24 protein-coding genes are annotated in these 24,940 nt (G+C 67.4%); 17 read left to right on the top strand and 7 right to left on the bottom strand.

Annotated features, from left to right (window positions below):
- Nucleotides 1-27 precede the first annotated feature (27 nt).
- Entirely contained in the window at nucleotides 28-1,383 is a 1,356-nt protein-coding gene (locus tag K0O62_RS25320) for an MFS transporter (protein WP_073856696.1), read from the top strand.
- Nucleotides 1,384-1,393: 10 nt separating this feature from the next.
- Here K0O62_RS25320 and K0O62_RS25315 read toward each other — a convergent pair whose 3' ends face one another.
- The gene (locus tag K0O62_RS25315) at nucleotides 1,394-2,203 is read right to left on the bottom strand and encodes a crotonase/enoyl-CoA hydratase family protein (RefSeq protein WP_372512853.1); all 810 of its coding nucleotides are present in this window, start codon (nucleotides 2,201-2,203) and stop codon (nucleotides 1,394-1,396) included.
- Nucleotides 2,204-2,273: 70 nt separating this feature from the next.
- Between K0O62_RS25315 and K0O62_RS25310 the strand changes: the two genes are divergently transcribed.
- The 3 genes from K0O62_RS25310 (at nucleotide 2,274) to K0O62_RS25300 (ending at nucleotide 5,687) form a co-directional block, all read left to right on the top strand.
- On the top strand, nucleotides 2,274-3,926 hold the full coding sequence (locus tag K0O62_RS25310; RefSeq protein WP_073856694.1) for a medium/long-chain-fatty-acid--CoA/3-oxocholest-4-en-26-oate--CoA ligase: 1,653 nt from the start codon (nucleotides 2,274-2,276) through the stop codon (nucleotides 3,924-3,926).
- Entirely contained in the window at nucleotides 3,926-5,047 is a 1,122-nt protein-coding gene (locus K0O62_RS25305; protein ID WP_073856693.1) for an NAD(P)H-dependent flavin oxidoreductase, read from the top strand. Before K0O62_RS25310 ends, K0O62_RS25305 begins: the two co-directional genes overlap by 1 nt.
- 85 nt (nucleotides 5,048-5,132) lie before the next feature.
- The gene (locus K0O62_RS25300; RefSeq protein WP_073856692.1) at nucleotides 5,133-5,687 is read left to right on the top strand and encodes a TetR/AcrR family transcriptional regulator; all 555 of its coding nucleotides are present in this window, start codon (nucleotides 5,133-5,135) and stop codon (nucleotides 5,685-5,687) included.
- Here the strand turns inward: K0O62_RS25300 and K0O62_RS25295 are convergent.
- Entirely contained in the window at nucleotides 5,673-6,641 is a 969-nt protein-coding gene (locus K0O62_RS25295; RefSeq protein WP_073856691.1) for an NAD-dependent epimerase/dehydratase family protein, read from the bottom strand. The two genes, K0O62_RS25300 and K0O62_RS25295, sit on opposite strands and share 15 nt — an antisense overlap.
- An 86-nt stretch (nucleotides 6,642-6,727) precedes the next feature.
- Here K0O62_RS25295 and K0O62_RS25290 point away from each other — a divergent pair, with 86 nt between their 5' ends.
- Nucleotides 6,728-7,303: a hypothetical protein gene (locus K0O62_RS25290; protein ID WP_234800109.1), complete on the top strand. Its 576-nt coding sequence runs from the start codon at nucleotides 6,728-6,730 to the stop codon at nucleotides 7,301-7,303.
- Here K0O62_RS25290 and lpqN read toward each other — a convergent pair.
- The 5 genes from lpqN to K0O62_RS25265 all read right to left on the bottom strand — a co-directional run bounded on the left by lpqN (nucleotide 7,300) and on the right by K0O62_RS25265 (nucleotide 12,811).
- On the bottom strand, nucleotides 7,300-8,013 hold the full coding sequence (lpqN, locus tag K0O62_RS25285) for an envelope biogenesis lipoprotein LpqN (protein ID WP_073856921.1): 714 nt from the start codon (nucleotides 8,011-8,013) through the stop codon (nucleotides 7,300-7,302). The two genes, K0O62_RS25290 and lpqN, sit on opposite strands and share 4 nt — an antisense overlap.
- Nucleotides 8,014-8,164: 151 nt before the next feature.
- Complete coding sequence (locus K0O62_RS25280) at nucleotides 8,165-8,980, bottom strand: SDR family NAD(P)-dependent oxidoreductase (RefSeq protein ID WP_073856690.1); 816 nt, start codon at nucleotides 8,978-8,980, stop codon at nucleotides 8,165-8,167.
- Nucleotides 8,980-10,491, bottom strand: a complete 1,512-nt coding sequence (gene fadD17 / locus K0O62_RS25275) for a long-chain-fatty-acid--CoA ligase FadD17 (RefSeq protein ID WP_073856689.1) — start codon at nucleotides 10,489-10,491, stop codon at nucleotides 8,980-8,982. The genes K0O62_RS25280 and fadD17 overlap by 1 nt, the downstream gene beginning before the upstream one ends.
- Before the next feature lie 3 nt (nucleotides 10,492-10,494).
- Nucleotides 10,495-11,616, bottom strand: a complete 1,122-nt coding sequence (locus K0O62_RS25270; RefSeq protein WP_073856688.1) for an acyl-CoA dehydrogenase family protein — start codon at nucleotides 11,614-11,616, stop codon at nucleotides 10,495-10,497.
- 13 nt (nucleotides 11,617-11,629) lie between these two features.
- Nucleotides 11,630-12,811, bottom strand: a complete 1,182-nt coding sequence (locus K0O62_RS25265; protein ID WP_073856687.1) for an acyl-CoA dehydrogenase family protein — start codon at nucleotides 12,809-12,811, stop codon at nucleotides 11,630-11,632.
- Between the two features lie 163 nt (nucleotides 12,812-12,974).
- On the opposite strand from K0O62_RS25265, the gene K0O62_RS25260 reads away from it, so the two are divergent.
- From K0O62_RS25260 to K0O62_RS25205, 12 genes are all read left to right on the top strand, one after another.
- Nucleotides 12,975-13,166, top strand: a complete 192-nt coding sequence (locus tag K0O62_RS25260) for a ferredoxin (RefSeq protein WP_073856686.1) — start codon at nucleotides 12,975-12,977, stop codon at nucleotides 13,164-13,166.
- 14 nt (nucleotides 13,167-13,180) lie between these two features.
- Complete coding sequence (locus tag K0O62_RS25255) at nucleotides 13,181-14,107, top strand: 3-oxoacyl-ACP reductase (RefSeq protein WP_205870831.1); 927 nt, start codon at nucleotides 13,181-13,183, stop codon at nucleotides 14,105-14,107.
- Between the two features lie 273 nt (nucleotides 14,108-14,380).
- Nucleotides 14,381-15,145 (top strand): MlaE family ABC transporter permease, encoded by a 765-nt coding sequence (locus K0O62_RS25250; RefSeq protein ID WP_073856919.1) that lies wholly within the window; start codon nucleotides 14,381-14,383, stop codon nucleotides 15,143-15,145.
- Nucleotides 15,146-15,178: 33 nt separating this feature from the next.
- Nucleotides 15,179-16,021 carry an MlaE family ABC transporter permease gene (locus tag K0O62_RS25245; protein ID WP_073856685.1) on the top strand — a complete coding sequence of 281 codons (843 nt, stop codon included), beginning with the start codon at nucleotides 15,179-15,181 and terminating at the stop codon, nucleotides 16,019-16,021.
- A gap of 5 nt (nucleotides 16,022-16,026) precedes the next feature.
- On the top strand, nucleotides 16,027-17,229 hold the full coding sequence (locus K0O62_RS25240; protein WP_073856684.1) for an MCE family protein: 1,203 nt from the start codon (nucleotides 16,027-16,029) through the stop codon (nucleotides 17,227-17,229).
- Between the two features lie 37 nt (nucleotides 17,230-17,266).
- A complete protein-coding gene (locus K0O62_RS25235) occupies nucleotides 17,267-18,304 on the top strand; it encodes an MCE family protein (RefSeq protein WP_073856683.1) in 1,038 nt (345 codons plus the stop codon).
- Complete coding sequence (locus K0O62_RS25230) at nucleotides 18,297-19,355, top strand: MCE family protein (RefSeq protein WP_073856682.1); 1,059 nt, start codon at nucleotides 18,297-18,299, stop codon at nucleotides 19,353-19,355. Before K0O62_RS25235 ends, K0O62_RS25230 begins: the two co-directional genes overlap by 8 nt.
- Nucleotides 19,352-20,770: an MCE family protein gene (locus tag K0O62_RS25225; protein ID WP_073856681.1), complete on the top strand. Its 1,419-nt coding sequence runs from the start codon at nucleotides 19,352-19,354 to the stop codon at nucleotides 20,768-20,770. Before K0O62_RS25230 ends, K0O62_RS25225 begins: the two co-directional genes overlap by 4 nt.
- The gene (locus tag K0O62_RS25220) at nucleotides 20,767-21,930 is read left to right on the top strand and encodes an MCE family protein (protein ID WP_165636984.1); all 1,164 of its coding nucleotides are present in this window, start codon (nucleotides 20,767-20,769) and stop codon (nucleotides 21,928-21,930) included. Before K0O62_RS25225 ends, K0O62_RS25220 begins: the two co-directional genes overlap by 4 nt.
- A complete protein-coding gene (locus K0O62_RS25215) occupies nucleotides 21,930-23,696 on the top strand; it encodes an MCE family protein (RefSeq protein ID WP_073856680.1) in 1,767 nt (588 codons plus the stop codon). Before K0O62_RS25220 ends, K0O62_RS25215 begins: the two co-directional genes overlap by 1 nt.
- Nucleotides 23,697-24,392, top strand: coding sequence for an Rv1363c family protein (locus tag K0O62_RS25210; RefSeq protein WP_073856679.1), 696 nt, complete (start codon nucleotides 23,697-23,699; stop codon nucleotides 24,390-24,392).
- On the top strand, nucleotides 24,392-24,877 hold the full coding sequence (locus tag K0O62_RS25205) for a mammalian cell entry protein (RefSeq protein WP_073856678.1): 486 nt from the start codon (nucleotides 24,392-24,394) through the stop codon (nucleotides 24,875-24,877). The genes K0O62_RS25210 and K0O62_RS25205 overlap by 1 nt, the downstream gene beginning before the upstream one ends.
- Nucleotides 24,878-24,940 lie beyond the last annotated feature (63 nt).

The following is a 24,940-nucleotide window of genomic DNA, read 5'->3' as shown; positions in this document are numbered from 1 at the left end:
CAACAACGCATGCCCCAAAATGGGGCGATGTCTTCAGCACCGCCGACGTCGGCACCGATCTCGTCGGCGGCACAGACCCGCCGGGCCGTCTGGAACACCATCCGGGGGTCCTCCGGCAACCTCGTCGAGTGGTACGACGTCTACATCTACACGGTCTTCGCGTCGTACTTCGAGGGCCAGTTCTTCGACGAATCCGAGAAGAACTCGACGATCTACGTGTACGCGATCTTCGCCGTCACGTTCCTGATGCGGCCGGTGGGCTCGTGGTTCTTCGGCCGCTACGCCGACCGGCGGGGTCGCCGCGCCGCGCTGACCTTCAGCGTGTCGGTGATGGCGGCCTGCTCGATGGTGATCGCGCTGGTTCCCTCGCAGGCCACCATCGGTGTGGCCGCGCCCGTCATCCTGATCCTCGCCCGCCTGGTCCAGGGCTTCGCGACCGGCGGGGAGTACGGGACGTCGGCCACGTACATGTCCGAGGCCGCGACCCGGGAGCGTCGCGGTTTCTTCTCGTCCTTCCAGTACGTGACGCTGGTGGGTGGGCACGTGCTCGCCCAATTCACCCTGCTGGTGCTCGACGTCTTCCTCACCGACGAGCAGCTACGCGAATTCGGCTGGCGCATCGGGTTCGCCATCGGCGGTGTGGCCGCAGTGGTGGTGTACTGGCTGCGCCGCTCGATGGACGAGTCGCTGTCGGAGGAGCAACTGGCCGCGGTCAAGTCCGGGCAGGACACCAGCTCGGGCTCCATGCGTGAACTGCTCACCCGCTACTGGCGACCGCTGCTGCTGTGCTTCCTGATCACCCTCGGCGGCACCGTCGCGTTCTACACCTACAGCGTCAACGCGCCGGCGATGGTCAAGGCCACCTACAAGGACGCGGCCATGACGGCCACCTGGATCAACTTGATCGGGCTGATCTTCCTGATGCTGCTGCAACCGATCGGCGGGATGATCAGCGACAAGGTGGGCCGCAAACCGCTGCTGGTGTTCTTCGGCATCGGCGGTGTCCTGTACACCTACGTGCTGATCACCTATCTGCCGCAGACCCACACGCCGCTGATGTCGTTCGTGCTGGTGGCGGTCGGCTACGTCATCCTGACCGGCTACACCTCGATCAATGCCCTGGTGAAATCGGAGCTGTTCCCGGCACACGTGCGCGCGCTCGGGGTGGGCGTCGGGTACGCGATGGCGAACTCGATGTTCGGTGGCACCGCGCCGCTGATCTACCAGGCACTCAAGGCCCGCGACCAGGTGCCGCTGTTCATCGGCTATGTCACGGTCTGCATCGCGCTGTCGCTGGTGGTGTACCTGTTCTTCCTGAAGAACAAGGCCGTCACGCATCTCGACCGGGAGAAGGGCGAGGCGTTCGTCCCGCGCGCCAAATAACCCCCAGCGATCACTTCATCTGGAAGTTCGGGGCCCGCTTCTCCGCGAACGCCCGCGGGCCTTCCTTCGCGTCATCGGACAGGAACACCGGGATGCCGTTGGCGGTGTCGGGCTTGAACGCGTCGTTCTCGTGCATGCCCTCGGTCTCGCGGATGGTCTTCAGGATGGCCTGCACCGCGAGCGGACCGTTGTTGTTGATCACCTCGGCGATCTCCAGCGCCTTGTCCAGCGCGGTGCCGTCGGGCACCACATGCCCGATCAGCCCGTACTCGAGCGCCTGGGCGGCGGTGATGTGGCGTCCGGTCAGCAGCATGTCGCAGGCGATGGTGTACGGAATCTGGCGCACCAGGCGCACCGCCGAGCCGCCCATCGGGTACAGACTCCACTTGGCCTCGGAGATGCCGAACTTGGCGCTCTCCCCGGCCACCCGGATGTCGGTGCCCTGCAGGATCTCGGTGCCGCCGGCGATGGCCGGCCCCTCGACCGCCGCGATCAGCGGCTTGGTCAGGCGCCGCCCCTTGAGCAGCCCGTCGATGCGGGAAGGGTCGTAGCTGCCGTCCTTGAACGAATCGCCCGGCGGTTTCTTGGTCGCGCCCTTGAGGTCCATGCCCGCACAGAAGTAGCCGCCGGCGCCGGTGAGGATGCAGGTGCGGATCTCCGGATCGTTGTCGACACGGTCCCAGGCTTCGACCATTATCGAGAGCATCTCGCTGGACAGCGCGTTGCGCCGCTCGGGCCGGTTCAGCGTCAGGATCAGGGTGTGTCCGCGCTGCTCAATGAGGGCGTCGGGCCCTTTCTCGGTGTCTTTTTCCTCGCTCACAGACCGTCTGCCTCCATGCATTAGAACCCCGGACTTGTCACGAAATGTAACACGTTCTAGTTTAGGTTCCGTGGCTCTGAATATTGCGGACCTTGCCGAGCACGCCATCGACGCCGTGCCTGACCGTGTCGCCCTCATCTGTGGCGACGAAACCATCACCTATGCGCAGTTGGAGGAGAAGGCCAACCGGCTGGCTCACTACCTGCTCGACCAGGGCGTCAAGAAGGACGACAAGGTCGGTTTGTACTGCCGCAACCGGATCGAGATCGTGATCGGCATGCTCGGCATCATCAAGGCCGGCGCCATCCTGGTCAACATCAACTTCCGCTATGTCGAGGGTGAACTGAAGTACCTGTTCGACAACTCCGACATGGTCGCGCTGATCCACGAGCGGCGCTACGCCGACCGGGTCGCCAACGTGCTGCCCGAGACCCCGAACGTCAAGACGGTCCTGGCCATCGAGGACGGCAGCGACGACGATTTCGCCCGCTACGGTGGTGTGCCGTTCGAGGAGGCCCTGGCCCAGGGGTCGCCGGAGCGCGACTTCGGACCGCGCAGCGAGGACGACATCTACCTGCTCTACACCGGTGGCACCACCGGGTTCCCCAAGGGCGTCATGTGGCGCCACGAGGACATCTACCGGGTGCTGTTCGGCGGCACCGACTTCGCGACCGGCGAGCCCATCGCCGACGAATACGGCCTGTCCAAGCAGGCCAAGGAAAACGCGCCGATGGTCCGGTTGCCGATCCCGCCGATGATCCACGGAGCCACCCAGTCGGCGACCTGGATGGCGCTGTTCTCCGGCCAGACCACCGTGCTGACACCGGAATTCAACGCCGACGAGGTCTGGCAGCTGATCCACCGACACAAGGTGAACCTGCTGTTCTTCACCGGTGACGCGATGGCGCGACCGCTGCTGGACTCGCTGCTGGCCCACCAGGAGGTCGGCAAGGAGTTCGACCTGTCCTCGCTGTTCCTGCTCGCCAGCACCGCGGCGCTGTTCTCCACCAGCCTCAAGGAGAAGTTCCTCGAACTGCTGCCCAACCGCGTCATCACCGACTCGATCGGTTCCTCGGAGACCGGCTTCGGTGGCACCAGCATCGTGGCAAAGGGCCAGTCGCACACCGGCGGCCCGCGAGTCACCATCGACAAGAACACCAAGGTCCTCGACGAGGACGGCAACGAGGTCGTGCCCGGTTCGGGCGTGCGCGGCATCATCGCCAAGTGCGGGCACATCCCGGTGGGGTACTTCAAGGACGAGAAGAAGACCGCCGAGACCTTCCGCACCTATAACGGTGTGCGGTACGCGATTCCGGGTGACTACGCCGAGGTCGAGGCCGACGGCAGCGTGACCATGCTGGGCCGCGGATCGGTGTCGATCAACTCCGGTGGCGAGAAGATCTACCCCGAAGAGGTCGAGGCCGCGCTCAAGGGTCATCCCGACGTGTTCGACGCCCTGGTGGTCGGCGTGCCCGACGAGCGGTTCGGTCAGCATGTCGCCGCCGTCGTCCAGGCCCGCGAGGGCACCCGCCCGACGCTGGCCGAGTTGGACGCCCATGTCCGCAGCGAGATCGCCGGATACAAGGTGCCGCGCAGCCTCTGGCTGGTCGACGAGGTGAAGCGCTCGCCCGCCGGCAAGCCCGATTACCGCTGGGCCAAGGACACCACCGAAGAGCGGGCCGCCGATGACGTGCACGCCAACCATGCAGGAGCAAAGAGCTGATGAAGACCGAACTCTGCGAACGGTTCGGGATCGAATACCCGATCTTCGTGTTCACCCCGTCGGAGAAGGTGGCCGCCGCGGTCAGTAAGGCCGGCGGTCTCGGCGTGCTCGGCTGTGTGCGGTTCAACGACGCCGACGACCTGGAAAACGTCCTGCAGTGGATGGACAACAACACCGACGGCAAGCCCTACGGCGTCGACATCGTGATGCCCGCCAAGGTGCCCACCGAGGGCACCAGCGTCGACATCGACAAGCTGATTCCCCAGACGCACCGGGATTTCGTCGCGAAAACCCTTGCCGATCTGGGCGTTCCGCCGCTGCCCGAGGACGACGAGAAGTCCGAGGGTGTGCTGGGCTGGCTGCACTCGGTGGCCCGCAGCCATGTCGAGGTGGCGTTGCAGCATCCGATCAAGCTGATCGCCAACGCGCTGGGTTCCCCGCCGAAGGACGTCATCGACCAGGCGCACGCCGCCGGCGTCCCGGTCGCCGCGCTGGCCGGTAGCGCCAAACACGCGCTGCGCCACGTCGAGAACGGTGTCGACATCGTTGTCGCGCAGGGCCACGAGGCCGGCGGGCACACCGGTGAGATCGGCTCGGTGGTGCTGTGGCCGGAGATCGTCGACGCCCTCGACGGCAAGGCCCCGGTGCTCGCCGCCGGCGGCATCGGCACCGGTCGCCAGGTGGCCGCCGCGCTCGCACTCGGTGCGCAGGGCGTGTGGATGGGCTCGGCGTTTCTGACCTCGGCCGAGTACGACCTCGGTGTGCGGCAGGCGTCCGGGGTGTCCACCATCCAGCAGGCCATGCTGGATGCCACCTCCGCCGATACCGTGCGCCGCAAGATCTACACCGGTAAGCCGGCGCGGCTGCTCAAGAGCCGGTGGACCGACGCCTGGGATGCCGAGGGCGCCCCCGAGCCGCTGCCGATGCCGCTGCAGAACATTCTGGTCAGCGAGGCGCACCAGCGGATGAACCAGTCCGTCGATCCGACCGCCGTCGCGATGCCGGTGGGCCAGATCGTGGGCCGGATGAACGAGATCCGGCCGGTCGCCGACATCATCGCCGAACTGGTCACCGGCTTCGAGGCCGCCACCAAGCGCCTCGACGGTATCGCCGACAGCTGATCGCCGAGATTGACGAACGGGCGGGACTGTCCTGGCAGTTTCCCGCCCGTTTGTTCGTTTGGGCGTTGGTGTTGAATCGGGTGATATGACCGGTCGGCCGCGCGACACCTCGATCGACGAGCGGGTGCTCGCGGTGACGCGCGAACTCCTGGTCGAGGTGGGCTGGGATGATCTCAGCCTGCGGTTGGTGGCGGCCCGGGCCGGGGTGGGCCGGTCCAGCCTGAACCGCCGCTGGTCCTCCAAGGCCGAACTGGTGTTGCACGCCATTCTCGGTGAATCCCCGGATATGTCACCGTTTTCCGGGACCGATCTGAGCGGCTGGATCGAGTGGGTGGTCCGGGGCAGCCATCAGTTGTTCGGCCGGCCCGACGTCCGCGCGGCGGTACCGGGCCTGTTGCTGGCACTACAGGAGAACGAGGCGCTGCGCCGATCGCTGTGGGCCGGGTTCAGCGGCCCGGCGATCGGGTTGTTCGCCGAGCAGGGTTACGGTGCCGAAGTGGACGCCCGGGCGGCGCTGGCCATGGCGGCCGGTTCGGCGTTGCTGATCCACACGGTGGCCGACGAGGCCGATTCCCCGGAACTGCGGGACCGGCTGGTAGCGCTGCTGACCGCGGCCGTGGGTGGCTCACCGCCTGAATGACTCCAGGATGGCCTGCTGCGGTGAACGCCAGCTGTCCATGCCCAGGTCGGTGAGGGTGACCGCATCATCGGTCGGGGTGGCCGCGGTGAGCAGCATGGCCGCCTCGTAGCTGATCCCGTCGCCCAGCGGAAGAACCCGGCCCGCGACATCGGAGATCCACCCGATGCCACGGAACAATTTGGGGGAGAGCGGGATTCGCCGGATGCGCTTACCCGATCCGCGTTCCAGCGTGTCGATCATCTCGTTGAAGGAGACCATCACGCCACCGCAGACGTAGCGTCGCGGCCCGTTGCCCGGCCGCATCAGCCGGCGGTGCACCTCGGCGACGTCGCGAACGTCGACCATCTGCATGCCGCCGGGCATCCGGGGTGCCGCGCCGCCGGCCACGATCGGCGCCCAGCCGCGTTCGGTGACGCCGGCGGCGGTGTGGAACGCCGGGCCGACGACGCTGGACGGGTACGTCACGACCACCGGCGCGCCCTGGGCCTGCAGGGTGCGTGCCGCCCGGTCCGCGTAGGCCTTGGTCTGGGCGTACGGGCTGCGGCCCGGGGCGGGCGGGGTGTCCGCGGTGATGACGCCGTCCGGTGGCGGGAACAGCGCGCTGTAGCTACTCACCGAGACGATCGGGTCCAGCCCGGCCTCGGCGGCCCGGGTCAACATCGCCTCGGTGGCGTGGGCGTTGATCTCCCACATCAGGGCCTCCCGGCGCCGGTCGGTGCCGACCACCCCGGCGGCGTGGATCACGGCGTCGCAACCGTCGAGCAGGCGGGTGATGATGGCCGCGTCGCGGATGTCGCCGGCCAGCACGGTCAACTCGCCCAACGCCTGCAGGTGGGGGATGACCGCGTCTTCCCCGGGGGCCACCAGCAGACGGACCTCGTGACCGGCTTCCAGTAGTCCCTTGACGGTGTGGGCGCCGAGATAGCCGGTCCCGCCGGTCATTGCGATGCGCATAATCGCCTTTCAGTCCCCGGGCATGGTTTCGGTGCCAATGGTATCGAAAGGTGCCGCGATGGCGGCGGCCCGGTGATAATGCCCCGGTGAGTGACGCCGAGCGCATCGTGCTGGTCAAGTGGAGCCCGTCGATGGCGATCTTCTGTCTGGCGATGACGGCGGTGTTCTGGGTGGTCCCGCTGTTCTACCTGCTGGTCGGATCGGACCGGGGGATCGCCCTGGTGGTGCACTGGCTGGCGGTGGTGGTGCTGGCGGTGCCGTTCCTGTGGGTGGTCTGGCGGGTGCCCAAGACGTTGCGCGGCGTGGGACTGACCATCGACGCCGCCGGTATCCACCCGTTCGACGGCGGCACCGTCGACACCATCGGATGGCATGAGATCGCCGCCGTCGGCTTCGGCTCCTACCTCAGCTCCCGGCGGGGGCGAAGCACCGAAGTCATTGCCGGGCTGGAGATCTACCTGACCGACCCGGCCTACGCTGCAGACCATCCACGACTGCGCAACGACTGGCAGGAGGTCGCGTCACCGGCGCCGGGACTGTCGGACGGCTGCTACCGCTACACCGTCTCGCCGTACACCGATGCCGGCGCCCGCGCGAAGGCCGCGGTGCGCCGGTATCGCCCACAGCAATGGAAGGGGCCGTTCCGGCACGGGTCCCTCTAAGGCGTGATCACGGTCTCGGCGTCGATGGCATCGGTTGCCGCGCTGACGATATCGGCCTGGTCCTCGGTCCCATCCGCGTTGAGTTGCAGTACGTAGAGCCCGTCGCCGCCCTCGATCACCACCGTCTTCTGGGCGACGACCTTGGTCAGGCCGTCCTGGACCCAGGTGCCGCCGAGTTGAAAGGCCGGGAACTCGCCCAACGCGCTGAACGTCCCTTCGTTCCAGCCCTCGTACCCGGGCAGGTTCTGCAGTTCTCCGCCGGCCACATCGAGGATCGTCTGCGGGTCGACGTCGCCGTCCAGTCGCGACACCAGAGCGACGATGCTCGGGGGGTACTCGGCGGCCTCCGGACCGGTGTAGACGATTGCGCTGTAGGCCCATTCGGGCGTGTCCGCGCCGGCGTCCTCCCAGCCGTCGGGGAAGGGGAGGTCGATGGTCGGTGACCCCGGGTCGCCGCGCTTGACCGGGGTTTCCTGAATCCCGTTCTCCTCGATGTAGCTGGCGATCGTGTCATGCGGGCCGGCGGCGTCCTCCTCCCGCGGTGCCACTCTGGGTTTCGTTGTCCGCGGGGTGGATTCGCGGGTCGGCGAGGAGTCTGACGAAGCACCTGCTTTGGGGGTGCCCTCGGTGGTCCTGGTGTCCGCGCCGCAACCGGACAGCGCCAGACCCACGGTCAGTGCCATGACACCGGCGATCGCAGATGCTCTCATCTTCACTCCTCCGGCGCGAAAGGCCTTATCCATGGCAAAGATCTTTCGTGGGTCAGCTTCAACGGAAGCGTATCCGAGACAACCTCACCACGTCGTGGGTAGAACGATCCAGATCGTTCTACGCAACGCGCGATGTCGAAAACAGCAAACTTCAGGAAGGTTCGCCGGGGCCCAGGGTGTAGCGGCCGGACTCCGGGTGCCGGTACCAACCGCCGGCGGCATGCGTGCCGCCGTCGACGTGGATGGTCTGACCCGTGACGTAACTCGACAGATCCGAGGCCAGGAAAACGGCGGCCCCGGCCATCTCGTCGACATGTCCGCCCCGGCCCAGCGGGACCATCCGGCCGGCGCGCCTCAGGGCCTGCGGTCCGGACATCTGCGCCAGCCCCTCGGTCACGGTGAAATCCGGTGCCAGACCGTTGACCCGGATGCCGTGTTCGGCCAGTTCCAGCGCCGCGGTCTGGGTGTAGTTGATGACGCCCGCCTTCGCCGCGGCGTAGGCGGCATACCCGGGCGCGGCGCGGACCCCTTCGATCGAGGTCACGTTGATGATGCTGCCGCCGCGACCGGTCTCGACCATCGACCGGGCCACCCGCTGCGTGCACAGCAGGACGTGTCGTAGATTGCTGCGGTACAACGCATCCCAGCCGTTCTCCGAGGTCTCCAGCAGCGGGGAGGCGAAGGTGCCGCCGGCGTTGTTCACCAGGATCTGTACCGGCCCCAGTTGTTCCACCGTGCGTGCGAGCGCTTCGTCGACCGCGCCGGCGTCCCGGACGTCGGTGACCAGGCCGAGCCCGTCGACCTCCGCCGCTGCGGCGGCGCAGCTCGTCTCATCGCGTTCCCAGACCGCAACCCGGGCGCCGAATGCGGCCAGGCCCGCGGCGATACCACGGCCGATGCCGGCGCCACCGCCGGTGACCACCGCGACCCGTCCCGCCAGTGACACCGCTGACGGATCGATCGGCATCAGCGGACTTTAACCGGATACACCGGATCTGCGCAGTCGGTTCCCTGCGCGGACAGTTCGCGTTTGAGGACCTTGAACGTCTCGGTGCGGGGCAGGTCGGTGGCGACCCGCACGAACGACGGCCACTGCTTGGGTCCCAGATCGGTCTGTTCGTCCAAAAAGTCCCGGAAGGTGTCCACGTCGAACTGGGCGCCGTCGCGCAGCACCACCGCGGCCATCACCTGATCGCCCACCGCGGGGTCCGGGATCGGGTAGACGGCCACCTCGGCGACATCGCTGTGCCGCAGCAGAATCCGTTCGATCGGCGCGGTGCCCAGGTTCTCCCCGTCCACCCGCATCCAGTCACCGAGCCGACCGGCGAAGTAGATGTATCCGGCGTCGTCACAGTAGGCCAGGTCGCCGGTGTGGTAGATCCCGCCGGCCATCCGCTCGGCCTCGGCGCCGGGGGAGTTGTAGTAGCCGCGGAACCAGCCGGCACCGGTCGGATTGACCAGTTCGCCGACCACCCCGGGCGGGCACGGCTGACCGGTCAGCACATCCAGGATGGCCACCTCGTCGGTCAACGGTCCCAGCGATCCGTCCGGGGTGTCGGGGGTGCGGGCGATGGCCACACCACCTTCGGTGGATCCGAACCCGTCCACCACCCGCACGTCGAACCGGTCGGCGAAGCGGGTCAGATCGCGGGGCGCGCCCTCGTTGCCGTACAGGAACTTCAGCGGGTTGTCCGCGTCGTCGGGGCGTTCGGGTGTGGCCAGGATGTAGGACAGCGGTTTGCCGACGTAGTTGGCGTAGGTGGCGTGGTAGCGGCGCACGTCCGGGATGAACTGCGAGGCGGAGAACTTGTGCCGCAGCGCAATCGAGGCGCCCGCGGCCGCTGCCACCGCCCAGCCGGCCATGATGGCGTTCGAGTGGAACAGCGGCATGGCGAGATAGCAGGTGTCTTCGGGGCCGAGCCCGAACCGCTGCGCCAACATCCTGCCCGGGAACGCCACCTTGTCGTGGGTCACCCGGACCGCCTTGGGTTCGCCACTGGTACCGGAGGTGAAGATCAGCATGAACAGATCGTCGGCGGCGATGTCGGCGAAGGACACCGGCGCACCGGTGTGGGTGGCCAGTTCGGCCGCCCACACCGCAGACCCGACGTCGATGAAATCGACACCGTCGGGCACCGCGCTCGGGTCGTCGGTGAGGACCAGTTGGCAATCGGCGCGGGCGATGTCGGAGGCCAGCGCCGCGCCGCGCCGGGTCGGGTTCAGCCCCACCGGGACCAGCCCCCGCAGCCCGGCCGCCACCAGCAACGTGGAGAAGAACGCGGTGTTGCCCAGCAGCGCGCCGATATGCGCGGGGCGCGACGGATCCATCCGGGCGCTCAGCGCAGCCGCCAGCTGGGCTCCGGCCGCGATGTGATCGCGCCAACTGGTGAACGAATCTTCTTCGTACACACCGCGGTCGGTGATGTCGACCAACGGTGCCAACAACTCGGTGACGGTGGGCCCGCCCGGTTCGGTCATCGATCAGACGGGCGTGTCGGCCAGTTCACGGCCGATGCGCAGCAGCTGACCGGTGGCCGATCCGAGCGCGAACTCGGTCTGCTTGGCGGCCAGGAAGTACCGGTGGATCGGGTGGTCCATGTCGATACCGACGCCACCGTGCACGTGCACCGCGGTGTGTGCGACCCGGTGTCCGGCGTCGGCCGCCCAGAACGCGGCGCCGGCCACATCCACACTCGCGGGGTGGGTGTCCCGCCCGCTTGCGGGGGAGTCCTCGGACAACCGCCAGGCCGCCTGGGTCAGGCTCGAGCGCAGCGCCTTGACGTCGATGTAGCCGTCGGCCAGCCGCGCGGACACCGCCTGGAAACTGCCGATCGGCCGGTCGAACTGCTCGCGTTCCCGCGCGTACAGGGCGGTCAGTTCCAGGGCGCGTTCCAGCACACCGAGCTGGAAGGCGCTGCGGCCCAGGGAATGCTGGATGGTCAGCCAGTCGAGTACCTCCGCGCCGCCCACCGCCCGGGCGGCGTCGACCGTGGTGCCACTCAATTCCAGGTGCCCGATCGTGCCGAGGCCGGTGGTGCTGAGCTTGGTCAGCGTGACGCCGGGATCGCTCTTGGCCACCAGGAACACCACGGTGCCGTTCTCGGTGTCGGCGGGCACCAGGTAGGCGTCGGCCACCGGGCCGTAGGCGACCTGCGTGCGGGTGCCGGTCAGGCGGAACCCGTCGGCGTCCCGTTGGGCCTGAACCGGACCCTGGCCCATCTCACCGTCCAGGGCGACCGTCAGGACGGTGGTTCCGTTGACCGCCGGTACCGCCCATTCCTGTTGCAGCGCAGAAGAACCGAATTTCGCCAGCGCGCCGGCGGCGAGCACCGCCGATTCCAGGTAGGGCACCGCGGCGAGTTGGCGCCCCAGCGCAGTCAATACCGCGGTCTGCTCCAGGACGCCGAAACCGCCGCCGCCCAACGCCTCCGGCGCGGCGGTGGACAGGATGTCGGCCTCGATCAGTTTGGCCCACAGGTCGCGGTCGAACCTCTCGTCGAGCCCGTCGAGCACCCGCTGGTGTTCGGGCGTGACGATCGATTCGGTGATGGTGCGGACGAGGCCGCCCAGATCGACGGATGCCTCGGTGGGGGTGAAGTCCATGTGAAGTCTCCTCTTACCGGTTCACTCGGGGCAGGCCGAGCGCGACCATGCCGATGATGTCGCGCTGGATCTCGTTGGTGCCGCCGCCGAAGGTGAGGATCAGGCAGGAGCGGTGCATCCGTTCGATGCGGCCGCGCAGCAGCGCGCCGGGGCTCCCGGCCCGCAGGGTCGCGGAGGTGCCCAGCACCTCCATGAGCAGGCGGTAGGCCTCGGTGGCCAGTTCGGTGCCGAACACCTTGGCCGCGGATGCGTCGGCGGGGGACGGGGCGGAATCCTCGGTTGAGGCCAGTTCCCAGTTGATGAGCTTGAGCACCTCGGCCTTGGCGTGCACCCGGGCGAGGTTGAGCTGGACCCATTCGGAGTCGATGAGCCGCTTGCCGTGCGCGTCCTTGGTGTTCTGCGCCCACTCGCGAACTCCGTTGAGGGCCACGAAGATCGGCTGCGCGGATACCAGGGCGACGCGCTCATGGTTGAGCTGGTTGGTGACCAACTTCCAGCCGGCGTTCTCCTCGCCGACCAACGCCGTCTTGGGCACCCGCACGTCCTGGTAGTAGGTGGCGCTGGTGTCGACGCCGGACACGGTGTGCACCGGGGTCCAGGAGAATCCCTCGGAGCTGGTCGGGACGATGAGCATGGAGATGCCGCGATGCTTCTTGGCCTCTTGGTTGGTGCGCACCGCCAACCACACGTAGTCGGCGTACGCGATCAGTGAGGTCCACATCTTCTGGCCGTTGATGACGTAGTCGTCCCCGTCGCGCACGGCCGTGGTGCGCAGCGACGCGAGGTCGGTGCCCGCACCGGGCTCGGAGTAGCCGATGGAGAAGTGCAACTGGCCGGCCGCGATCTTGGGCAGGAAGAACGACTTCTGTTCCTCGGTGCCGAATCCCATGATCGTCGGCGCCACGCTGTTGATGGTCAGGAACGGCACCGGCACGTTGGCGATGGCGGCCTCGTCGTTGAAGATCAGCCCGTCCATCGGCGGGCGCGCCTGGCCGCCGTACTCCTTGGGCCAGGACAGGGTCAGCCAGCCGTCCTTGCCCATCTGCTCGACGGTCTCGCGGTAGACGTTCCCGCGGCCCATCTCCCCGTCGCTGGCCGCCAGCGCCTCGGCCCGCTCGGGCGTCATCAGTTTGGTGAAGTAGGACCGCAGCTCGCGGCGCAACTCCTCCTGCTCGGCGGTGTAACCGATCCGCATGGCGACGTCCTGTCTGTCGAGGGGGTATCCCGGGCGCCGGCACTGGGTCGAGCCAACCCGGCAGTGACTCTCGTTGTAACACGTTCTAGTCTTGCGGTCCAGGACGGTAGCGATAGCCTGCTCATGGGCACACAGCCCGTGCCCGGATCGCGAGGAGGTTCTGATGCGTATTGAAGTCGACCTTGACCGCTGCGAAGGAAACGCAGTCTGTCTTGGCATCGCCCCCGACCTGTTTGATCTCGACGACGACGACTACGCCGTCGTCAAGCTCGACCCGGTGCCCGCCGATATGGAGGCCCTGGCCGAGCAGTCCGTCGCCGAATGCCCCCGGGCAGCCCTGATCCGCAGAGACTAGAGGTATTCATAACCGTGTCCCCAACAGCAGCGAATGAGAACGCGATCGACCTGTCCGGAAAGGTCGCGGTCGTCACCGGCGCGGCTGCCGGCCTCGGCCGGGCCGAAGCCATCGGGCTGGCCCGTGCCGGCGCGACGGTCGTGGTCAACGACATGGCGGGGGCACTCGACAAGTCCGACGTGCTGGCCGAGATCGAGGCGGTGGGGTCGAAGGGCATCGCGGTGCCCGGTGACATCAGCGCCCGCAGCACGGCGGACGAACTCGTGGAAACCGCCGACCGGCTCGGCGGGCTGGGCATCGTGGTCAACAATGCCGGTATCACCCGGGACAAGATGCTGTTCAACATGTCCGACGAGGACTGGGACGCGGTGATCGCCGTGCACCTGCGCGGCCACTTCCTGCTGACCCGTAACGCCGCGGCGTACTGGAAGGCCAAGGCCAAGGAATCCGCGGACGGGCGGGTATACGGCCGGATCGTCAACACCTCCTCGGAGGCCGGGCTGGCCGGGCCGGTCGGGCAGGCCAACTACGGCGCCGCCAAGGCCGGGATCACCGCGCTGACGCTGTCGGCCGCGCGCGGGCTGAGCCGGTACGGGGTGCGCGCCAATGCCATCGCGCCGCGGGCGCGCACCGCGATGACCGCGGGCGTCTTCGGTGACGCGCCGGACCCGTCCGACGGGCGGATCGACGCGCTGTCCCCGGAGCACGTCGTCACGCTGGTCACCTACCTGTCCTCGCCGGCCGCGGAGGCGGTCAACGGGCAGCTGTTCATCGTGTACGGGCCGAGCGTCACCCTGGTGGCTGCGCCGGTGGTCGCGGAGCGGTTCGACGCCGACGGGGACGCCTGGGATCCGGCCGCGCTGAGCGCGGCGCTCGGTGAGTACTTTGCTGCACGCGACCCGGAAGTTGGATTCTCTGCTACTGCACTAATGGGTTCTTGATTCGGGAGAACCAGATTGGCGATGGCTTCAAACTGACTAGAACACGTTCTAGAACGGTGGTGAACACATGTGCTATGACCAGCGTAAATGTGGGTTTACCACGAAGATCATGGTTCTTTGACACTGTGAACGTGTTCTAGTTAGTATGAGCCCGCTCACTTAGCGCACTCTGCGTCGGTGGGCTGGAAAGACCGCCGGGGCGGGCGGATTACCGATATTGTCGGGTTCTTCGCCAGTACGGCTAAGTAACCCCGTTCGAGAATGGAGTCGAGGTTGATCGAACAGCTTGCGGCTCCGGCTCGGGCCGTGGGTGGGTTCGTCGAGATGACCATCGACACGTTCGTCAAGATGTTCCGGCGGCCGTTCCAGTTCCGCGAGTTCCTCGACCAGACCTGGATGATCGCGCGCGTCTCCTTGGTCCCGACGCTGTTGGTCTCGATCCCGTTCACCGTGCTGGTCGCCTTCACGCTCAACATCCTGCTTCGCGAACTCGGTGCGGCCGACCTCTCCGGCGCGGGTACCGCCTTCGGCACCGTCACCCAGCTCGGCCCGGTGGTGACCGTGCTGGTGGTCGCCGGCGCCGGCGCCACCGCGATCTGCGCGGACCTCGGCGCCCGCACCATCCGCGAGGAGATCGATGCGATGCGGGTGCTGGGCATCGACCCGATCCAGCGCCTCGTGGTTCCCCGTGTGCTGGCCTCCACCGTCGTGGCGCTGCTGCTCAACGGGTTGGTCTGCGCGATCGGCCTGGCCGGCGGTTACGTGTTCTCGGTCTTCCTGCAGGGCGTGAATCCGGGTGCGTTCATCAACGGTCTCACCGTCTTGACCGGTCTGCCCGAACTTCTGCTCGCTGAGGTGAAGGCGATGCTGTTCGGTGTCGTCGCCGGCCTGGTCGGCTGCTACCGCGGCCTGACCGTGCAGGGTGGGCCCAAGGGTGTGGGCATCGCCGTCAACGAAACCGTGGTCTACGCCTTCATCTGCCTGTTCGTCATCAACGTCATCATGACCGCCGTCGGCGTCCGAATTCTGGACAGCTGAGCCGATGAGCAATGACGTAAGGGAAAGACGGTCATGAGTTACGACGCGACAGTGCGGCTGCGCCGATTCTTCCGAGGCGTGCCGCGCGCGGTGGACACCGTGGGTGAACAGGCGCTGTTCTACGGCGAGTCGGTGCGCTACATCCCCAACGCCGTCACCCGGTACCGCAAGGAAACCATCCGGCTGGTCGCCGAGATGACCATGGGCGCCGGCGCGCTGGTCATGATCGGCGGGACCGTCGGCGTCGCGGCCTTCCTGACGCTGGCCTCCGGCGGCGTCATCGCCGTGCAGGGCTACTCGTCGCTGGGCAACATCGGCATCGAGGCGTTGACCGGTTTCCTGTCCGCCTTCCTCAACGTGCGCATCGTCGCGCCGGTGATCGCCGGTATCGCGCTGGCCGCCACCATCGGCGCCGGCACCACCGCGCAATTGGGTGCGATGCGGGTCGCCGAGGAGATCGATGCCGTCGAGGCCATGGCCGTACACGCGGTGTCGTACCTGGTCTCCACCCGGATCGTCGCCGGGCTCATCGCGATCGTCCCGCTGTACTCACTGTCGGTGCTGGCGGCGTTCTTCGCCGCCCGGTTCACCACGGTGTTCATCAACGGACAGTCCGCCGGTCTGTATGACCACTACTTCAACACCTTCCTGATCCCGAGTGACCTGCTGTGGTCATTCCTGCAGGCGATCGTCATGGCCATCGCGGTGATGCTGGTGCACACCTACTACGGCTACACCGCCTCCGGCGGCCCGGTCGGGGTGGGCATCGCCGTCGGTCAGGCCGTGCGGACCTCGCTGATCGTGGTCGTCACCATCACCCTGTTGATCTCGCTCGCCGTCTACGGCGCGTCCGGCAACTTCAATCTCTCGGGGTAGACCAGATGTCAGACGGAGCAGCCAAACGCAGTCACGTCAGGATCGCCGCCGCGATCATGGCGGCTGTCGTGCTGGCCGCGGTGGTGTTCACCTACCTGTTCTATACGGCGGCGTTCACCCCGACCGAGACGGTGACGGTGAGCTCTCAACGGGCCGGCCTGGTGATGGAGAGCGACGCCAAGGTCAAGTACCGCGGCATCCAGATCGGCAAGGTCAACAAGATCGAATATGCCGGTGATCAGGCCAAGCTGACCCTGAGCATCGACCGCGGCCAGATGCGTTACATCCCGTCCAACGCCGTCGTGAAGATCGGTGGCACCACCATCTTCGGCGCCAAGTCGGTGGAGTTCCTGCCGCCGGAGGCGCCGACCGGCAGTTCGATGCGGCCCGGCACGCACATCCAGGCCCAGGGCGTGCAGCTCGAGGTCAACACCCTGTTCCAGACGCTGACCGATGTGCTGGCCAAGGTCGACCCGATCAACCTGAATGCCACCGTCACCGCTCTGGCCGAGGGCCTGCGCGGTAACGGTGAGGATCTGGGCGTGCTGCTGTCCGGGCTCAACGGCTACCTGGGGCAGATCAACCCCAAATTGCCGACCCTGCAGGACGACTTCCGCAAGGCGGCAGTCGTCGCCGGCATCTACGGTGACGCCGGGCCGGATCTGGCCACCATCTTCGACAATGCGCCCAACCTGTCGGCGACGATCGTCGACCAGCAGGACAACCTGAACGCCACCTTGCTGGCCGCGACCGGTCTGGCCGAGAACGGTACCGCCACACTGGAACCCGGCGCCGACGACTACATCGCCGCGATCCAGCGGCTGCGCGCCCCGCTCAAGGTGCTCGGCGATTACTCCCCGGTGTTCCCGTGCATGATCCAGGGCACCGCCCAGGCCGTGGACACCTTCGCCCCGATCATCGGTGGCGTCCGCCCCGGCCTGTACGTGAACTCGAACTTCCTGCCCGGCTCACCGGCGTACACCTTCCCGGAGAGCCTGCCCATCGTGAACGCCTCCGGCGGCCCGAACTGCCGTGGCCTGCCCAATGTTCCGAGCAAGCAGTACGGCGGCTCCTGGTACCGCTCGCCGTTCCTGGTCACCGACAACGCCTATGTGCCGTTCGAACCGAACACCGAGTTGCAGTTCAACGCCCCGTCGACACTGCAGTTCCTGTTCAACGGTGCACTTGCCGAACGGGATGATTTCTGATGAGCGCTTGCGCGAAGAAGATCGAGGTCATCTGCTGATGGACAGTCACAAGCGCACCCTGATCAACGTCACCGTCTTCACCCTCGCGATGGTGTTGGTCGCCGCCGGTCTGATCGTGGTTTTCGGCCAGTTCCGGTTCTCCGCGAGCAATTCGTTCCACGCGACGTTCGCCGAGGCGTCCCGGCTGAAATCCGGTCAGGATGTCCGCATCGCCGGGGTCCCGGTCGGCACCGTCAACGCCGTGACACTGAACCCGGACAACACCGTCGATGTCGCCTTCGATGTCGACAGGCGCTACCAGCTCTACACCTCCACCCGGGCCGTGGTGCGCTACGAGAACCTGGTCGGTGACCGCTACATGGAGATCACCTCCGGCCCCGGCGAACTCAAGAAGCTGCCGCCCGGCGCGACGATCTCCAAGGACAACACCCAGCCCGCACTGGATCTCGACGCCCTGCTGGGCGGGTTGCGGCCGGTGCTCAAGGGTCTTGACGGCAACAAGGTCAACGAGGTCAGCAACGCGGTGATCGAGCTGCTGCAGGGCCAGGGCGGTGCGGTCGCGAGCATGCTCGCGAGCACCAGCTCGTTCAGCCAGAACCTCGCCGCCCGCGATGAGCTCATCGGTGAGGTGGTCACCAACCTCAACGCCGTGCTCGGCACCATCGACGAGAAGGGCGCCCAGTTCGACGCCAGCGTCGACGAACTGCAGCGGCTCATCACCGGGCTGGCCGAGAACCGCGACCCGATCGCCGGCGCCATCGCACCGCTGGCCGCGGCCGAGAACGATCTGACCGAGATGCTGGAGGAGTCGCGCCGGCCGCTGCAGGGCGTGCTGGAGAACACCAGGCCGTTCATGCAACTGCTCGATGCGCGTAAGGCCGACGTGAACAAGGTGATCGAACCGCTGGCCGAGAATTACATGCGGCTCAACGCCCTCGGCGCCTACGGCTCCTTCTTCAACGTGTACTACTGCTCGGTGCGTCTGAAGGTCAACGGGCCGGCCGGTAGCGACCTTCTGATTCCGTTCGGCGGACCGCCGGACCCGTCGAAGGGTAGGTGTTCTGAGAATGGCTAGTCCAGACCGCAGCAACCCGCTTCGTACCGGGATCCTCGGGATCTTCGTGGTGACCTGCCTCGTGCTGGTCTCCTTCGGGTACTCCGGGCTGCCCTGGTATCCCCAGGGCCGCACCTACCAGGCGTACTTCACCGACGCCGGCGGTATCACCCCGGGCAACGACGTCGCCGTGTCCGGCGTCAAGGTCGGCTCGGTCACCGATGTGTCGCTGGCCGGTGACCAGGCCAGGGTCGACTTCACCGTGTCCCGGGACATCAGGATCGGCAACCAGACGCTGGTCGCGATCAAGACCGACACCGTGCTGGGGCAGAAGTTGCTGGCCGTGACGCCGGGCGGCAGCGGTGATTCCACGTCGATCCCGGTGGGCCGCACCACGACTCCGTACACGCTCAACACCGCGCTGCAGGACCTCGGCAGCAATGTCGCCGCGCTGGACAAGCCGCGCTTCGAGCAGGCCCTGCAGACGCTGACCGACACCCTCAAGGACGCCACCCCGCAATTGCGCGGCGCCCTGGACGGGATGACCGATCTGAGCCGCAGCCTGAACAAACGGGACGAGGCGCTGGAGCAACTGCTGGTACACGCCAAGCGGGTGTCCGACACCCTGGCCCAGCGCGCCGATCAGGTCAACACGCTGATCACCGACGGCAACCTGCTGTTCGCCGCCCTGGATGAGCGCAGGCAGGCGCTGAGCACTCTCATCGCCGGTATCGACGATGTCTCACAGCAGCTTTCGGGCTTCGTCGCCGACAACAAGCGCGAGTTCCTGCCGGCGCTGCAGAACCTGAACAAGGTGATGGACAACCTGCTCGAGCGTCGGGAACACATCGGCGAGGCGCTGCGCCGCCTGCCGCCGTACGCGACCGCACTCGGTGAGGTGGTCGGTTCGGGACCCGGCTTCCAGATCAACCTGTACGGCCTGCCGCCGGCCACCATGGCCGAGGTGCTGCTGGACAGCTACTTCCAGCCGGGCAAGCTGCCGGACAGCCTCGCGGACTACCTGCGCGGCATGGTCGCCGAACGACTCCTGGTGAGGCCGAAGTCACCGTGACCCAAACTGATCCGAAGAAATCCAAGTGGCTGCGCGGCATCATCGCGGTCGCGTTGGCGGTGCTGCTGGCCGTCGGCGTGTACCTGGTGTGGCCGAACCGCGGGGGCAACAAGATCGTCGCCTACTTCCCGACGGCGGTCGGGCTGTACCCGGGTGACGAGGTGCGCGTGGTCGGGGTCCCGGTCGGGCGCATCGACGCCATCGAACCGCGGGCCACCGACGTCAAGATCAGCATGACGGTGCAGGGTGACGTGCGGGTGCCCGCCGACGCGCGGGCACTGATCATCGCGCCGAACCTGGTGTCGGCCAGGTTCGTTCAGCTGACGCCGGCCTACACCGGTGGCGACGTGATGGCCTCGGGCGCCGAGATCGGTATGGACCGTACCGCCGTCCCGGTGGAATGGGACGAGGTCAAGGAGCAGCTCACCGCGCTCAGCGCGCAACTCGGCCCCAAGGAGGGCGGGGTCCAAGGGCCGCTGACCGCGTTCGTCAACCAGGCCGCCGACACGTTCGACGGGAACGGCGACTCCTTCCGCCAGGCACTGCGTGAGCTGTCCCAGACCGCAGGCCGGTTGGGTGATTCGCGGACCGACCTGTTCGGCACCGTGCGCAACCTGCAGGTGCTGGTCGACGCGCTGGCCAACAGCAACGAACAGATCGTGCAGTTCACCAATCACGTGTCCTCGGTGTCGCAGGTGCTGGCCTCCAGTTCGCAGGATCTGGACAACACCCTCGGGGTGCTCAACCAGGCGCTCGGTGACGTGAAGGGACTGCTCGGCGAGTCGAACGGGGAACTGATCGAGTCGGTCGGGAAACTGGCCGATTTCACCCAGATCCTCACCGACCACAGTGATGACATCGAGCAGATCCTGCACATCACGCCCAACGGTCTGGCCAACTTCTACAACATCTACAACCCGGCCCAGGGCACCGTCGGCGGTCTGCTGTCGCTGCCCAACTTCGCCAACCCGGTGCAGTTCATCTGTGGCGGCACCTTCGACACCGGTGCGTCACCGGACAACTACAAGCGCGCCGAGATCTGCCGCCAGCGGATGGGCCCGGTGCTCAAGCGCATCACGATGAACTACCCGCCGATGCTGCTGCACCCGGTCGACAGCATCACCGCCTACAAGGGTCAGATCATCTACGACACCCCGGCCACCGAAGCCAAGGCCCGCACCCCGGTGCCGTACCTGCAGTGGCAGCCCGCACCCGGCGTGACGCCGCCGACCGTCGGTCCGGAAGGCAACCTGAGCGAGCTGATCCTGCCGCCGCCCGCGGTGGTCGGACAGATTTCACCCGCCGGGCCGGCGCCGAGCCAAATGTCGCCGGCCGGAGCGGCTCCGGGCCAAATGTCGCCGGCCGGAGCGGCTCCCGGACCCGACGCTCCGACGACGGAAGGGGCAGGCGGATGACCCGCATCCTGTTGCGTAGCGCCGCGCTGGGAACCGGTGCGCTGATGCTGGCCGGCTGTCAGTTCGGCGGGCTGAACTCGCTGAACATGCCGGGCACCGCCGGGCACGGCCCGGGTTCCTACCGGATCACCGTGGAACTGCCCGATGTGGCGACCCTGCCGCAGAACTCGCCGGTCATGCTCGACGACGTCACCGTCGGCAGCGTGTCCGGGATCGAGGCCGTCCAGCGGCCCGACGGCACGTTCTACGCCGCGGTGCAGTTGTCACTGGACAGCAACGTCGACCTGCCGGAGAACGCCACCGCCACCGTCGCCCAGACCTCGCTGCTGGGATCTCAGCATGTCCAGCTCGCCGAGCCGATGGCCAAGCCGGTCGGCAAGCTGAAGCAGGGTTCGCACATCCCGTCGGGCAGCATCGGCCGTTACCCCACCACCGAAGAGGTGCTGTCCTCGCTCGGTGTGGTGGTCAACAAGGGCAACCTCGGTGCGCTGCAAGACATCATGGACGAGGCGCACCTTGCGGTCGCCGGCCGCACCGAGAGCTTCGCCGGTCTGCTGCCCAGACTGGCCGAGCTGACCGCTTCCCTGGACCAGCAGACCGATGACATCATCACCGCCGCCGAGGGTCTGAACCGGTTCGCCGGAATCCTGGCCCGCAGCAAGGACAATGTGGGCCGCACCCTGGACAGCCTGCCCAATGCGCTGAAGGTGCTCAACGACAACCGGGACAACATCGTCTCCGCGTTCGCCGCACTGCAGAAGTTCGCTGTCGTCGGTTCCCGGATACTGTCGGAGACCAAGGCGGATTTCGCCGCCGACATGTTGGACCTGTACCCGCTGATCAAGGCGTTCAACGACAACGGCGACGATCTGATCAAGGACCTGGAGTTCCTGCCGACGTTCCCGTTCCACTACAAGTACCTGCGCAATGCGGTGCGCGGTGACTACCTGAACGTGTTCGCGACCTTCGACCTGACGGCACGACGCTTCGGCGAATCCATGTTCACCACGTCGTTCTTCGACCCGAACATGAAGCATCTCGACGAGGTCCTCAACCCGCCGGACTTCCTGACCGGCGCGCTGGCGAACCTGTCCGGACAGGCCGCCGACCCGTTCAAGATCCCGCCCGGAACGGCGACGCAGCACGAGGGGACGCCGTAATGCGGGACCGGTTGACGCGGATTCAGCTGTCGATCTTCGCGCTCGTCACGGTGCTCACCGTGACCGCGATCTCGGCGTTTTACCTGCACGTGCCGGCGAAGCTGGGCATCGGAACCTACATGGTCACCGCCGATTTCGTGGCCGGCGGCGGTCTGTACCAGAACGCGAACGTCACCTACCGCGGCGTCACCATCGGCCGCGTCGAGTCGGTGGGTCTGACCGACGACGGAGTGGTCGCGAACATGCGGCTGAACACCGACACCGACGTACCGGGCAATGTCACCGCGACCGTCAAGAGCGTGTCGGCGGTCGGCGAGCAGTACATCGACCTGGTGCCGCCGGAGGATCCGAGTCCGGACCTGCTGCACGACGGCGCCAACATCGGGGTCGACCGCACCGCGATCGGTCAGGACATCGCCGGTCTGCTGGCCGAAGCCGACGATCTGGTGAGCAGTCTGGGGGACACCCGGATTCAGGACGTCCTCTCCGAGACGTTCAAGGCTTTCAACGGATCCGGACCCGAGTTGGCCCGACTGATCCAGTCGGCGCGGCTGCTGGTCGACGAGGCCAACGCGAGCGCTCCGCAGACCGTGGCTCTGATCGATCAGGCCGGACCGTTGCTGGACGCCCAGATTCGCGCCGGTGACGGTATCCGGTCCGCGGCCGACGGCCTGGCCCGGTTCACCAGCGAGCTGTCCAATGCCGATCCGCAGTTTCGCTCGGTGCTGCAGACCGCGCCGGGCGCGGCGGCGGAGGCGAGCACGACCTTCGCCGGAATCCGTCCGACCTTCCCGGTGCTGGCGGCGAACCTGGCCAACTTCGGCCGGATCGGCGTCATCTACAACAAGTCCATCGAGCAGGCGCTGGTGATCTTCCCGGCGCTGATGGCCGCGCTGCTGACCGTCGGCGGCGGCCTGCCCGCCGACGAGGGCGCCAAGCTGGACTTCAAGATCGCCCTCGGTGACCCGCCACCCTGCAACGTGGGCTTCATCCCGGCCACCGAGATCCGCACGCCGGCCGACACCACGGTGCGCGAGTTGCCCACCGACCTGTACTGCAAGGCCGCGCAGAACGATCCCGCCGCGGTGCGCGGCGCACGCAACTATCCGTGCCAGGAGGTCCCCGGCAAGCGGGCACCGACCGTGCAGCTGTGCCGCGACCCGGTCGGGTTCGTGCCGATCGGCAGCAACCCGTGGCGGGGACCGCCGGTGCCCTATGACACCCCGGTCACCGATCCGCGTAACATCACGCCGCCGAACAAGTTCCCGAACATCCCGCCGGCCGCCGACTATGACCCGGGCGCACCCGCGGTGCAGCTGCCCCCGGGCGTGCAGCCGGGTCCCGGTCCGGCCCCGCACGCGCCGTTCCCGAACCCGGTGCCGCCGAACAACAATCCGCCGGCGCCGCCGTGGCCGTTCCACGCCCCGCCGGACCAGGTGCTCCCACCGTACGGCCGGACGGCGCCGATGCCGCCGCTGCCGCCGGGCACGCCGGTCTACCGGCCCCCGGGGTCGGCGGACCCGGCACTGGTACCCCCGCCCGGGGGCCTGCTGCCCCCGCCCGCACCGGCGCCGGCCCCCGCTCCGGCTCCGATGCCGGCTGAACAGCCCCTGGCCAGTGCTTCGTTGACCACCACCTACGATCCGAAGACGGGTGTGTTCGCCGATCCGGCGAGCGGCGGTACCGGGGTGTTCGCCCCCGGTAGCGACGAGTTCACTCCCGCGGAGAATTGGGTGGATCTGATGATGGCGCCAGGACGGGTGTAGATGGTTGAGCAGGAACCGGCCACGACAAGGCCGGCTCGTAGGCGTGCGTTCCGTGCGGCCGGTCCGGTCGGTGTACCCGCGCAGGTGCCCGAGCAGGCGGTGCGCCACGTCAGTGCCCCGGTGGCCAAGCCCGCCGCGCCGCCGACCCCGGCACCGCTCGGCCCGCTGCCGCCGCGCCGGCCGCATGTCGCCCGGGTGGTCCAGGTCGGTGTGGCCGCCGCCCTGATCGCGGCGATCGCGCTGGTGACGGTGGTGGCCGTGCTGTGGGTGCAGCACCGCGATGCCGAGGCCGTGCAGGCCCGCCAGCAGCGTTTCGTGGACACCGCGTCGCAGACCGTGATGAACATGTTCAGCTACGACCAGGAGAGCATCGACGAGAGCGTCAACCGGTTCGTGGACGGCACCAGCGGCCCGCTGCGGGACATGTTGAGCCAGAACAACAACGTCGACAACCTGAAGGCGATCTTCCGGGACACCAACGCCACCTCGGAGGCGGTCATCAGTGGTGCGGCGCTGGAGAAGATCGATGAAACCGGGGGCACCGCCGCGGTTCTCGTCTCGGTGCGGGTCACCGTGACCGATATCGACGGGGTCAACAAGCCGTCGCAGCCCTACCGGATGCGGGTGATCGTGCGCGAGGACGACAACGGTCACATGACCGGCTACGACCTGAAGTACCCCGAGGGTGGAAACTGATGCGCGCCAGACTGCTCCAATTGGCCGTCGCGGTGTTCTCGATCGGTCTGATCGCGTTGAGTGCGCTTGCCGGGACGCTGTATTGGGACCGGGTGCAGGCCCGGGCCCAGGCGGCCGCCGGTGCCGAACTGCCGGCGCTGGCCATCGCGCAGATTCCACAGGTATTCGGCTACGACTTCCAGACCGTCGAGCGCAGCCTCACCGAGGCCGCGACGCTGCTGACGCCGGAGTACCGCCGCGAGTTCGAGGACCGCGCGGCCCGCGACATCATTCCGCAGGCCCGCGAACGCCAGGTCATCAGCCAGGCTCATGCGGTCGGCGCCGGACTGCTGGACGCGCAGCGGGAGTCGGCTTCGGTGCTGGTGTTCATGAACCGCACCGTCACAGACAAGGCGGAGCAGCCGGTGTACGACGGCAGCCGGCTGCGCGTCGACTACCAGAAGATCGACGGCAAGTGGCTGATCAGCTACATCACGCCCATCTGATCCCCGCCCGAACGAACAGACCGGCGCGAGAGTCCGAGGAAGCGGCGCGATTTCGTCGATCTC

The sequence above is a fragment of the Mycolicibacterium diernhoferi genome (assembly GCF_019456655.1).
Lineage (GTDB): Bacteria > Actinomycetota > Actinomycetes > Mycobacteriales > Mycobacteriaceae > Mycobacterium > Mycobacterium diernhoferi.
The sequence above is the reverse complement of the archived record's forward strand: the minus strand, read 5'-3'. Positions and strand labels throughout refer to the sequence as shown.

Bases quoted from the DNA above. Each gene is read 5' to 3' on its own strand.
- K0O62_RS25320 (WP_073856696.1), top strand. From the start codon at position 28: ATGTCTTCAGCACCGCCGACGTCGGCACCGATCTCGTCGGCGGCACAG.
- K0O62_RS25305 (WP_073856693.1), top strand. From the start codon at position 3,926: ATGAAGACCGAACTCTGCGAACGGTTCGGGATCGAATACCCGATCTTC.
- K0O62_RS25300 (WP_073856692.1), top strand. From the start codon at position 5,133: ATGACCGGTCGGCCGCGCGACACCTCGATCGACGAGCGGGTGCTCGCG.
- K0O62_RS25295 (WP_073856691.1), bottom strand. From the start codon at position 6,641: ATGCGCATCGCAATGACCGGCGGGACCGGCTATCTCGGCGCCCACACC.
- lpqN (WP_073856921.1), bottom strand. From the start codon at position 8,013: ATGAGAGCATCTGCGATCGCCGGTGTCATGGCACTGACCGTGGGTCTG.
- K0O62_RS25280 (WP_073856690.1), bottom strand. From the start codon at position 8,980: ATGCCGATCGATCCGTCAGCGGTGTCACTGGCGGGACGGGTCGCGGTG.
- fadD17 (WP_073856689.1), bottom strand. From the start codon at position 10,491: ATGACCGAACCGGGCGGGCCCACCGTCACCGAGTTGTTGGCACCGTTG.
- K0O62_RS25270 (WP_073856688.1), bottom strand. From the start codon at position 11,616: ATGGACTTCACCCCCACCGAGGCATCCGTCGATCTGGGCGGCCTCGTC.
- K0O62_RS25265 (WP_073856687.1), bottom strand. From the start codon at position 12,811: ATGCGGATCGGTTACACCGCCGAGCAGGAGGAGTTGCGCCGCGAGCTG.
- K0O62_RS25260 (WP_073856686.1), top strand. From the start codon at position 12,975: ATGCGTATTGAAGTCGACCTTGACCGCTGCGAAGGAAACGCAGTCTGT.
- K0O62_RS25245 (WP_073856685.1), top strand. From the start codon at position 15,179: ATGAGTTACGACGCGACAGTGCGGCTGCGCCGATTCTTCCGAGGCGTG.
- K0O62_RS25240 (WP_073856684.1), top strand. From the start codon at position 16,027: ATGTCAGACGGAGCAGCCAAACGCAGTCACGTCAGGATCGCCGCCGCG.
- K0O62_RS25235 (WP_073856683.1), top strand. From the start codon at position 17,267: ATGGACAGTCACAAGCGCACCCTGATCAACGTCACCGTCTTCACCCTC.
- K0O62_RS25230 (WP_073856682.1), top strand. From the start codon at position 18,297: ATGGCTAGTCCAGACCGCAGCAACCCGCTTCGTACCGGGATCCTCGGG.
- K0O62_RS25220 (WP_165636984.1), top strand. From the start codon at position 20,767: ATGACCCGCATCCTGTTGCGTAGCGCCGCGCTGGGAACCGGTGCGCTG.
- K0O62_RS25215 (WP_073856680.1), top strand. From the start codon at position 21,930: ATGCGGGACCGGTTGACGCGGATTCAGCTGTCGATCTTCGCGCTCGTC.
- K0O62_RS25210 (WP_073856679.1), top strand. From the start codon at position 23,697: ATGGTTGAGCAGGAACCGGCCACGACAAGGCCGGCTCGTAGGCGTGCG.
- K0O62_RS25205 (WP_073856678.1), top strand. From the start codon at position 24,392: ATGCGCGCCAGACTGCTCCAATTGGCCGTCGCGGTGTTCTCGATCGGT.